This is a genomic window from Paenibacillus sp. J22R67 (assembly GCF_059692175.1).
This window is the reverse complement of sequence record NZ_JCAUAX010000020.1, coordinates 50,913-61,308: the sequence shown is the minus strand read 5'-3', so window position 1 is coordinate 61,308 and position 10,396 is coordinate 50,913. Positions and strand designations below refer to the sequence as shown.

At 46.2% G+C, this 10,396-nt stretch carries 10 protein-coding genes; 4 read left to right on the top strand and 6 right to left on the bottom strand.

All coding sequences use genetic code 11. The features are described from left to right. Positions 1-435 precede the first annotated feature (435 nt). Both AC58VC_RS36250 and AC58VC_RS36245 read right to left on the bottom strand, forming a co-directional pair. Positions 436-825 (bottom strand): VOC family protein, encoded by a 390-nt coding sequence (locus AC58VC_RS36250; RefSeq protein WP_497376360.1) that lies wholly within the window; start codon positions 823-825, stop codon positions 436-438. Between the two features lie 103 nt (positions 826-928). Next, complete coding sequence (locus AC58VC_RS36245) at positions 929-1,150, bottom strand: hypothetical protein (RefSeq protein WP_497376359.1); 222 nt, start codon at positions 1,148-1,150, stop codon at positions 929-931. A gap of 157 nt (positions 1,151-1,307) precedes the next feature. Between AC58VC_RS36245 and AC58VC_RS36240 the strand changes: the two genes are divergently transcribed. Then, complete coding sequence (locus AC58VC_RS36240; RefSeq protein ID WP_497376358.1) at positions 1,308-1,589, top strand: hypothetical protein; 282 nt, start codon at positions 1,308-1,310, stop codon at positions 1,587-1,589. A 141-nt stretch (positions 1,590-1,730) separates the two neighbouring features. Beyond that, positions 1,731-3,881 (top strand): 5'-nucleotidase C-terminal domain-containing protein, encoded by a 2,151-nt coding sequence (locus tag AC58VC_RS36235; protein WP_497376357.1) that lies wholly within the window; start codon positions 1,731-1,733, stop codon positions 3,879-3,881. Between the two features lie 82 nt (positions 3,882-3,963). Here the strand turns inward: AC58VC_RS36235 and AC58VC_RS36230 are convergent, their stop codons facing one another. Further along, a complete protein-coding gene (locus tag AC58VC_RS36230) occupies positions 3,964-6,666 on the bottom strand; it encodes an ATP-binding protein (protein ID WP_497376356.1) in 2,703 nt (900 codons plus the stop codon). 152 nt (positions 6,667-6,818) lie between these two features. On the opposite strand from AC58VC_RS36230, the gene hisC reads away from it, so the two are divergent. Next, on the top strand, positions 6,819-7,967 hold the full coding sequence (hisC, locus tag AC58VC_RS36225; protein ID WP_497376355.1) for a histidinol-phosphate transaminase: 1,149 nt from the start codon (positions 6,819-6,821) through the stop codon (positions 7,965-7,967). 84 nt (positions 7,968-8,051) lie between these two features. After that, positions 8,052-8,519 carry a large conductance mechanosensitive channel protein MscL gene (mscL, locus tag AC58VC_RS36220; RefSeq protein ID WP_497376354.1) on the top strand — a complete coding sequence of 156 codons (468 nt, stop codon included), beginning with the start codon at positions 8,052-8,054 and terminating at the stop codon, positions 8,517-8,519. Positions 8,520-8,576: 57 nt separating this feature from the next. On the opposite strand, the gene AC58VC_RS36215 is transcribed toward mscL, so the two are convergent. The 3 genes from AC58VC_RS36215 to AC58VC_RS36205 are packed head-to-tail and all read right to left on the bottom strand — an operon-like array spanning position 8,577 to position 10,369. Next, positions 8,577-9,329 (bottom strand): (S)-benzoin forming benzil reductase, encoded by a 753-nt coding sequence (locus tag AC58VC_RS36215; RefSeq protein WP_497376353.1) that lies wholly within the window; start codon positions 9,327-9,329, stop codon positions 8,577-8,579. A 39-nt stretch (positions 9,330-9,368) separates the two neighbouring features. Continuing rightward, positions 9,369-10,169 (bottom strand): DUF8832 domain-containing protein, encoded by an 801-nt coding sequence (locus tag AC58VC_RS36210; RefSeq protein WP_497376352.1) that lies wholly within the window; start codon positions 10,167-10,169, stop codon positions 9,369-9,371. Next, a complete protein-coding gene (locus AC58VC_RS36205; protein WP_497376351.1) occupies positions 10,166-10,369 on the bottom strand; it encodes a copper ion binding protein in 204 nt (67 codons plus the stop codon). The genes AC58VC_RS36210 and AC58VC_RS36205 overlap by 4 nt, the downstream gene beginning before the upstream one ends. Positions 10,370-10,396 lie beyond the last annotated feature (27 nt).

The following is a 10,396-nucleotide window of genomic DNA, read 5'->3' as shown; positions in this document are numbered from 1 at the left end:
ACTCATTGACTTGCTAGCGAGATTATTCATCTCATTTATAGTCGATTACTCGACTGTGCTTACTCACTCGTTGTTCAGTTTTCAAAGATCAATTTCTTTCGTTCACTGCCGTGTTACCGAAGCAGCGAGAAGTAATATACCACAGCTCGTTCATCAATTGCAAGCACTTTTTTCTTGTCAATTTCTGTCGTTCTCTGTTGGGAAATTAATACTACCATACGTTGCTCTTCGAATGCAAGCTCACTTCATCCTTCTAAGTGATTCGCTGTCCGAAGCAACGAGGTATAATGTAACATGCTCGGAAACCAATTACAACCCCTTTGGAAATGTTCCGCAATTGCCATTGTTTTGAATGTTTTGTTCTATTCATAAATAAAAAATGGATGCATCGGATGCACCCGTCTCAATCGCGTATCTATTATATGTACGTTTGGATTACCGAGTAGATTGGAAAAACTCAATGCGCTCTCCATCTAACCCATTAAAGAAGAAATACCTGGAGCCATTGGGCAGCGTCGTAATTTCTTCATCTAATTGCTGAACGGCCAATCCTTGAATACGAGTAAACTCGGCCTCAATATCATCAACGGTAAAAGCCAGATGATGAACCTTTCCTTCTTGCGGTAAACCTGCGTTATAACCTTCGATGAGTTCAACTTCCGTTTCATTCAACGCTTCAAAACCCAGAAATGCAAGGCGGATGACTCCGTTCGTATGAAGCAAGGTCCCTTTGTGCTTAAGACCAATCACTTCTTCATAGAAACGAATCGACGCTTCTAAGTTCGCCACCATCACACCGACGTGCTCCATTTTCAAAACTGCCATTGTTCATGCCCTCCCTAATTTAAACGCCTACTTCCTAATTATTGTAACGAAAATAGCAGATGAGGGCTAGAACATCATCATTGTTAATTTTAGCGAGAGGCATCTACGTTATGAAAAGTGTTTCAATCTCGCCATTTAGTGAAAAGAGCGTAACTTCCTCATTCGTAATATTGACCAAGCCTAGGTCATCGAACAATCTACGGATTTTATCATTAGATAAATGTTTAAGAATTGTTTCAACGGCTACATGCAAATGATCCTGATACTTGGATTCATAAAACATAAGAACTTCTTTTTCCTCGACACGTATTCTCGTATGTATCATACAAGATCACCCCCCAATTCCAATGGCTCAATTGTATATTTTGGAAATAAGGAAAGTGTGAGGACATTATTAGGTAAGTGTTAGGCTTAGAATTTGCACTCAGATACCTTAGTCGTTGTATACTGTTGCTAAGAAGGTTAGTTGGGAGGGGAACAACATGAGATTGCTAAAGCTTCTTCAAATCTACGAAGTGGACGGGATTACGCCCAAACATCAATCTGAACGATTCAATTTCGATGAGATTCAAGGGCAGACTTTTCGTGAAATGAACCCAACTGAGGTCGGATCACCGATGATCTTATCCGGCATACATCGATATATCCCATTCAAAACAACTAGAGTTCAAGCGATAGATAGAGACGGATTGGATTTTCGGGTTCTTACTCGCAATACAATCTATCATTTTGAAGTTCATACCGAACATCACAAAGCCACTTAACCATTGGAGGGTTAGCGGCTTTTTTTGTTGTTTTATATAATAATAATTTCTTTACTTCTCAAAAACTACCAATTCCCTTTATACTAATAAACAGGTTAATTAACCTACGTTCTATTATTATGAAGGAGGTCTTTTTATCACATGAAAAAAACACTACAAACCCGCCTCACAGCCCTCGCTCTTGTAACCGTTCTTACAAGCTCTTTTACTGGCAGTATCGCCTTCGCAGAAACAGCAGTACCCGCACCTTCTACTACTATGAAGTCAGACATGCGTCTTGCCATCGATAATGGAGCCGTCGAAGGCTACGGGGATACCGACTACCGCGGTGCAAACCCGGTTACACGTGCTGAAGTTGCTACAATGATCAACCGTGCTGCTAAATTGAAAAGCGCAGATCCCGCTTCTGTCACTTTCACTGACCTAGCAAATTGGCAGAAACAAGCTGTTGCCAATGCGGTTGCAGCGAAGCTGATCAGCGGATTCGCTGACGGAACGTTCCACCCGGATGCCGCTGTTACTCGCCAAGAGCTTGCTGAGTTGATTGTTAAAGTGGTAACTGGCGATAAGCTGCCAAGCGTGAATGAGAATGTTTTGAACTACTTCAAGGACTCCGATTCAATTGCAAAAGAGTCCCGCCCTTATGTCGCTTATGCGGTCATCAGCGGAATTTTCAGCCCAACACTTGATGGAAACTTCAACCCGACGGCAGCCGTTACGCGTGATGAAGTCGCTAAGGCGCTTAAACCAATTTTATTTAAGGTCGTTGATATTTTAACTACGAACGATATTCACGGTAAAATCGAAGTTGGATTCGATAAAAAACGCAACCAAGGTCAAGGCGGTATTGAAACGCTTGGCGGGATCGTCACTGATTTCCGTGCTGTGAATCCTGAAGGTACCGTTGTGGTAGACGGCGGAGATGCTTGGCAGGGCACGCTTATTTCGAATACGACCAATGGTCAATCCGTCATGGATACAATGGCTCAAGTGAAATACGATGCTGCCGCTATCGGTAACCATGAATTCGATTTTGGCAGTGACGTTTTAATTAATAACATTAAGAATGCAAAATTCCCGATTCTCGGCGCTAACATTATCGACACGAAAACAGGTAAGCGCGTAGATTGGACACAACCTTACGTAATCGTTGAAAAAGATGGCCTAAAAATCGGTATCATCGGCTTTGCGACTCCACAGACAACATCAACGACCAAATCAACGAACATTGAAGGACTTTCCTTCGTGGATCCGGTTCCTTTGGCCAAAGAGTTGTCAGCTGAACTGCGCGCCAAAGGCGTTGACATCATTATGGTCACTTCCCACCTGCCTGGTGAGCAGAACCAAAAATCTGCTGAAATCATCAGCGAACTTGCAGATCTAGCAAAAGGTACAGGCAACGGTACGCTGGATGCAATCGTCGGTGGACACTCCCACATGCGTGTTTCCGGAATCGTGAACGGCATCCCTGTTGTAGAAGCGCAAAGCTGGTTGTACGCAGTTGGTCACATCCAACTATTTGTAGACAAAACTACAAAGCAGGTTGTTTCTTCGAACGCCAGCCTACTTGAAACCTACACGAACCTCACAACGGCTGACGCGAAAATTCACCAAACGGTTGAGGATTACAAAGCGAAAATTTCAGAGAAATCCGGTGAAGTTGAAGTCGTTGTTGCTGAGCCGCTTGGACGCAAATCGTTCCGTTTCGATACAAATGGCGGCGTAGATCGCGATGGCGCTTCGCAACTGGGCAACAGCATTACAGATGCTATGCGAGCTGCTGAGAAATCCGACATCGCCTTCACGAATATTGGCGGTATCCGCGCCGATGTAGATAAAGGCGAGCTAACTTACGGCGAAATGTTCGAAGTATTCCCATTCGGCAACTACAATGTGACAGGCACAATGACGGCTGAGCAAATTAAAAAAGCGTTGGAAGTAACGGACAAGTATACGAACCTTCCTGCTATTCAATTCTCCGGTCTTAAAGTTGAGTGGGACAGCACGAAACCCCTTGGCGAGAAATATTCTAAAATCACGCTAGTTGATGGTACGCCAATCTACGTGGACGGCAAGTTCAACACGGACCGTACGTTCAAAGTGACGACGAATGATTTCATGGCAACAGGCAGCGGCGATGGCTTTACGGTATTCGGTGAGGTGAAAGATTGGAAAGATGGCGCGATCATGCTCGATGCATGGGTCAGTTACGCGAACTCCTTGAAAGCTGCGGGTAAAGAGCTATCCGTTCAGGACGACGGGCGTGACGTACGCTTGGATCTAAAAAAATAAGCACTTATTTATTCATTAATCTCATTAAATAATAAAAGGTCTTTGATCAATCCCTCACAGGAGAAATCAAAGACCTTATTGTTTATGCTAGCCAAACTCGTATAAGGGACAGCAATTGGTTTAAATTCAGCGGCTTGCTGATGTAGTCGGAAGCGCCTGCTTGCAGACAAATGTCACGATCCTGCTTCATCGCTTTAGCCGTTATGGCTATGATGGGCAGATGCTTGTTGCGTTCATCTTTTCTAATCATACGCATCGCTTCATAGCCATCCATCACGGGCATCATCATATCCATAAGGATAATATCAATCTGCGGCTCCTTCTGCAGAATAGCCAGACATTCCTGCCCATCATGCGCAACGATGACGGTCATCCCTTCATTTTCAAAAGCGTTGCTTAACACAAAAACATTTCGAACATCATCGTCAACGACCAGCACAACCCTCCCGCGCAGCATGTTTGGCTCTGCCAAAATGAGAGATGGTTCTTCCTGCTTTGCTTCTGTGGAGTCATAGGCTGCTGCTGCTTCCTCCCAGGCTGGTTGAAACTCACTGACCCCCGGCTCCAAGGATGGGATGTAGACGGTGAAAGTGCTTCCCACTCCCTCTTCACTGCTCATGCCGATCTCCCCGCCAAGCAGTCCCGCTAGTTCGCGAGAGATGGAGAGACCAAGGCCCGTTCCCCCGTATTTCCGATTGGTTGTACCGTCAGCTTGCCGGAAAGGCTCGAAAATAAGCGCCTGCTTGTCAGGAGGAATGCCGATCCCCGTATCCCTAACGGAAATGGCTAGGACTTGATCAGGGTTAGCAGAAGGCAGCACCTCGGCAGCTTGATCTACCTCACACCGCTTGATGCTCACATGAACACTGCCCTCATGCGTAAACTTAAACGCGTTTGAAAGCAAGTTTTTCAAAATTTGACTAAGTCGCTGCTCGTCCGTATAGAAGTGCTCCAGCACCGGGAATTCCAGCTCAATGTTCAAGATCAGATTGCGCTGCTCAGCCACCTTGGCAAATTGACTTTGAATCAGCTTTGGAAGTTCTCTTACATTTAACTCCCTAATATGAATATCCAGCTTACCGGCTTCCACTTTGGATAAATCAAGAATATCGTCAATAAGCAACAGCAGGTCAGTCCCTGAAGAATGAATCACACGGGCATATTCCTGCTCATCGATGCTTAAGTTTCCCATCTTATTTTCTTGCAGCATTTGGGATAAAATTAGTACGCTATTAAGCGGTGTACGAAATTCATGCGACATATTAGCCAGAAACTCCGATTTGTACCTGGAGCTTAGCTGCAGCTGAACCGCATGTTCTTCGAGAGCCATCTTGATGCGCTCAAGTTCCTTGGACCTTTCATCCGAACACCGGTTATGCTCCTCTAACTGTTCATTCGTCATGTGCAGCTCTTCCTGCTGACTTTGGAGCTCTTCCGTTTGAATCTGCAGTTCTTCGGTCATGAGCTGATACTCTCGAAGCAGCCTCTCCACTTCCACACGCGTTTGCACACTATGAACGATAGTTCCAAGAACGTCGAGAATATCTTCAAGAAGCTCCATCTGTTGATGGGTAAACTTATTTAAACTGGCTAATTCCATAACAGCAATAACTTCATGATGATGTAAAATCGGCACAATCAGCACGCTTTGCGCTTTCACAGCGCCGAGTCCTGACGTGATTTTGACATAGTGATCAGGCACATTCATAAAGTGGAACATCCGCTTCTCCAGTGCGCATTGACCGACTAGCCCTTCCCCCAAATGAAATCGATGAATTCCGATGTCATTCTCGTTGTCCATCATGGCGTATGCCGCTATTTTCTCCATGGCAACTTTGCCCTTGTGGGTAGTACGAAGATAAAAGAGGCCGAAGGATGCACCGAAAAGCTCAGCAGCTTTACTAATAAAGGAAGAACCCAGCGTTTCCATATCCGAAATGCCTTGAAGCATATGGACCACTTCCGCAAGTTTGCGCTGCTGCCATTCTATCTCCTCTTGGTTCTCTAGAAGCATATTCGTTGCCTCGGCTAGATCCTTCACCTCATCGTTCATGGTGACATGGATGCGCTGTGAGTAGTCTCTCTTGAATGAGCTTAATTTCAAAATACTTTTGGTTACCTGCTTAATCGTTCCAACAATCGACTGCGATATCAAGAGTGCAGTTGTTAATGAAAATATAAGAAGTAGGGTCAACATGACAAACAAGGATCTCGTGAACATCCTGTTCTGATTGTCTAACAGCTTGGCTCTATCTTTGGTAAGCGCTATCTCAATATTCCGGAAGCGATCGAGCTGCGAGCGAATATCCTCTACATTTTGCTTACCCAAATAAAAGTCATAAGGATTAATGGAATAAGTTCCTGCATCTTGCTCCCTTTTCATCATTGGGCCCGTTGCCCCGTCAAGCTGTATAATCCAGCGTTCTATAGACTTTTTGATTGTTTGTAAACTTTGCTCCTGGACAGCATTTTCCCGTGTTAGCTGACTCAGCCTCATGTAGGATTGCCGCCAGTTGGCCTCTCCATTGTGATAGGGTTCAAGGTAGGTAGAATCTCCGGTTATCAGATAACCTCGTTGGCCGCTTTCCATATCCATCACATATTTTTCGATGCTGTTGATTTCACTATGGACAGCAAAATCATGCTCAATGATATAATTTCTATCCGTTTGCATCGAGGTCACTTGATTAATCACTAGCGTAAATACAACACTTATACAGGCGAAAATGAAAATGTAGCCAAGCATGATTTTGGATCGGATACCAAACCTCTTCTTTTTCCCCATCCGCGCAGTGTCCTCTCCTTAACGTCGTTTTACGCATCTTTACGTATTATACTACTCTCCTAAAAGTTGGGATATGGGTTTTTTATACTTTACTACTTTACCAAGTTAATGTATTATTTAACTAAAGTAAATTTTATTAAGGAGTGATACTTATGAGCAATCGCACAACTGATCATATACGCCCACGCGGAGTCCTGTCCCGCATGAAGCCATATACGCCTGGCAAGCCCATTTGGGAAGTCCAGCGGGAATTAGGCATCGACAAAGTAACCAAACTCGCTTCCAACGAGAACCCAATTGGTCCGTCTCCATTAGCTACTCTTGCCATTCAATCTTATCTGACAGATATTCATCGCTATCCTGACGCTGACACGATTGATCTCTGCAGCGCTATTGCCAGTAAGTTGGAGGTTAAGCCAGAGCAAGTCCTTGTCACCAATGGGGCCGATGAGCTCATTACCCTCCTATCCGAAGCGTTCTTAGAGGAAGGCGACGAAGTCATCGTGCCCTCTCCGACCTTTAGTGAATATGAATTTGGCGCTAATCTGATGGGAGCCTCAGTCGTACAAGTTCCGCTCCGTGAAGATTACCGTTATGAAGTGACAGATCTGTTGGCCGCTGTAACCGAGAAAACGAAGCTGCTATATATTTGCTCACCAAATAATCCTACTGGCACTTATATGAAAAATCAGGACTTGCATGCACTAATGGATAAGCTCCCCCCTCATGTTCTGGTCATTTTCGACGGGGCTTACAGCCACTTTGTAACCGCAGATGATTATTCCGACGGGCTTGAACTGGTGCGTCAAGGATATCCGATTATCGTCACACAAACCTTCTCCAAAGCTTATGGTTTGGCTGGCATTCGTGTTGGTTATGGCATTGCTTCCGCAAGCATTTTACACCATATTCGTCAGGTCAAAGAACCTTTCAACGTAAACGCCTTAGCACAAGTCGGCGCCACCGCTGCCATTCATGACGATGCCCACCTCGAAGCGACACGGGAAATCAATACGCTCGGCAGAGAGCAGCTCTATGAAAGTCTGCATGAGTTAGGATTCAAATTCACGCGCAGCATGAGTAATTTCGTGCTCGTGGAGCTTGGACCGGATGCGAAATCCATCTACGATCAATTGATGCAAAAAGGCGTTATCCTGCGTTATGCAGGCGCGTGGAACTTGCCCCATCATGTGAGGATTTCGGTAGGAACTCCTGACGATCATCAAGCGTTGATCAGTGCCCTATGCGAGGTACTGCAGCAGTCCAAGGAACAGCAACTCTTATCTGCTCAGAAGGATTAAACAGCTTCGCGTGCATCCAACTCATTGTTCGAAAGCGACAAAATATGCTACAATGCAAAAAATGCCGTTTGTTGGAGGTTCGTTATGCTGAAGGAATTTAAAGATTTTGCTTTTAAAGGGAATATGGTCGATCTAGCGGTGGGGGTTATTATCGGGGGAGCTTTCGGAAAAGTCATCACATCCATCGTCAATGATGTGATCATGCCGCCTATCGGGTTACTGCTGGGCAGAGTGAACTTTAATGAACTTTTCATATCCTTGAATGGCAAACACTACAATAGCCTTGCTGATTCCGCTATTGATAAAGCGCCTGTTCTCAAATATGGGGCATTTATTTCTACTTTCTTAGACTTTTTAATTGTTGCTGCAGTCATTTTTATCGTTGTTAAACAATTGTCCAAGTTCCGCAAAAAAGAAGAGCCGAAAGAAAAGGCTCCGGCGACAAAATCTTGTCCGCATTGCTTATCAGATATCCCATCGCAAGCAACCCGCTGCAAATACTGCACATCGGAGCTGTCATCCGGGCCATCTGTGTCGGGAAGTATTCAGTAGGCTTTCGCGAAACGCATAGAGATGAATGATAAAAGGAGTTAAGCGCTTGTTAGCCGCTTAACTCCTTTTTGTGCGCAGATCGGCGATCTCGCCATGCGCGAAAGCATCTCGCTGCAGCAGATCCAGAAGCTGCGCCGCTGTAGCTTCAGGCGACTGCAGCTCGCCGTCTGTATGCAGCTTCACGAACCGGCTTAGCTGCGGGAAGTCCTCTTCGGATGCAGCACGAATCGACCGCTGCATGTCGGTATCCACCACCCCCGGTGCGACGGAGAAGACCTCCACCGGGTAAGGCTGTTCCATCTGCTCGACGCCAATGCACCGCGTCAGCATATCGAGCCCGGCCTTGGCGGTGCAATACGCCCCCCAGCCGGGGTAGGGCTTCTTCCCCGCGCCCGAGGAGATGTGGACGACCCGCTTCGTAATCGGCAGCGCCTGCGTCTGCCGAATGAAGCTGTTCGTCAGCAGCGTGGGCGCGACGAGATTGACCTGCAGGCTTCGCTGCAGGTCCTCTTGGTCAGCTCGGCCGATGAGCGTCATCGGTTCGAGCTGGCCCGCATTGTTGATGAGCGTGATGGCATCCGCTCGATCAACCTGGCCGAGGATTCGCTCCATCAGCGAATCCAGGCCGTCCGTTTGCGCCAAGTCGTAAGCATGAAAGGTGTAGTCACCTTTCATGCTTGACGCCACTTGGCGGAGGCTTTGGCTTTCGCCGCGCGACACGCAGTGGACCGCGGCGCCTTGGTGCAGGAGCTGCCTCGCAAGCTCAGCTCCGAGGCCTTTGGAGCCCCCCGTGATGATATAGGCAGGCATGGTGACCGGCTCCTTTTTTATATAAATATAGGCTGTGGGTTAAGGGACTTTAACAACAAATGGGACCGTAAACACCTTACCGTTACGCTGAAATTCTCCCCAGATTTTGTAGACTCCGCTTTTGGGGAACGTCGTCATGAACTTGGCTTCAGGACCTGTTGACTTCTCATCCGTCGGATGGACATGCAGGTATTGATCCGCATTCGCATCCAGGATAACAACATGCCCAACAGCTCCTAAGTACGGCTGCAAGTCCTTAATAGGTGTTTTGGAAGCTGCATCCTTAAAGCTATAGGTCAGATTAAGCTCCATTCCCGCCATAAGATGATCGATATTTAGAGTGACTTCATTGCCATCCACAGTTTTAGTCCAAACACCCTCTGGTTCAATGGCCACTGGAGGAGCTGGATCCCCTTGTACAGTTAAGGTGTAGCTTTTGACCGTTTTCTCTTTCCCGCTAGGCAGAAAATCTGCAAAAAGCCTATAATCACCACCCGAGGGGAACTGCGTCGATACCGTAAACAACCCTTTTCCTTTGTACTCCGGATGCAGATGCCTGTAATACGAAAGATCTTTGCTCACAGCGATGAGATGCATCTTTTTCTCATGATTCAGGTCAAAATCATTGATCGGCTTGCCGCCACTATCTTGAATCTGAATCGTCACCGTTGTCTCTTCTTTGGCCTTCGCTTGCGGTGCTTGAAATATCGCCTGAATTTGCTCCGCTGAGCTCCCCGCTTCATGACCGCTACCGTGTACCGGATGATCCGTAGTCTGCGACTTCCCGCACCCGCTAAGAACGAGAGCCAATGACAACACGATAAGACTCGTTATTCTCATTGCACCACGTCATAGCCTTGCTCTTCGATTGCTTCTTTGATCGCTTCTACACTGAGCTTGTTTTCATCGTACTCCACTTCCACTAATTTACCGGCTAAATTTACTTTGCCCTCAGCCCCAAGCTCTTTCATTGCTTTCTCGACAGCATTCACACAGTGATTACAAGACATACCTTCTACTTTTAAAATAATGTTGGACATTGCATTCACTCCTTAAATTTAATTTTT

Coding starts and splice junctions, on each gene's coding strand:
- AC58VC_RS36250 (WP_497376360.1), bottom strand. CDS start 825: ATGGCAGTTTTGAAAATGGAGCACGTCGGTGTGATGGTGGCGAACTTA.
- AC58VC_RS36245 (WP_497376359.1), bottom strand. CDS start 1,150: ATGATACATACGAGAATACGTGTCGAGGAAAAAGAAGTTCTTATGTTT.
- AC58VC_RS36240 (WP_497376358.1), top strand. CDS start 1,308: ATGAGATTGCTAAAGCTTCTTCAAATCTACGAAGTGGACGGGATTACG.
- AC58VC_RS36235 (WP_497376357.1), top strand. CDS start 1,731: ATGAAAAAAACACTACAAACCCGCCTCACAGCCCTCGCTCTTGTAACC.
- AC58VC_RS36230 (WP_497376356.1), bottom strand. CDS start 6,666: ATGGGGAAAAAGAAGAGGTTTGGTATCCGATCCAAAATCATGCTTGGC.
- hisC (WP_497376355.1), top strand. CDS start 6,819: ATGAGCAATCGCACAACTGATCATATACGCCCACGCGGAGTCCTGTCC.
- mscL (WP_497376354.1), top strand. CDS start 8,052: ATGCTGAAGGAATTTAAAGATTTTGCTTTTAAAGGGAATATGGTCGAT.
- AC58VC_RS36215 (WP_497376353.1), bottom strand. CDS start 9,329: ATGCCTGCCTATATCATCACGGGGGGCTCCAAAGGCCTCGGAGCTGAG.
- AC58VC_RS36210 (WP_497376352.1), bottom strand. CDS start 10,169: ATGAGAATAACGAGTCTTATCGTGTTGTCATTGGCTCTCGTTCTTAGC.
- AC58VC_RS36205 (WP_497376351.1), bottom strand. CDS start 10,369: ATGTCCAACATTATTTTAAAAGTAGAAGGTATGTCTTGTAATCACTGT.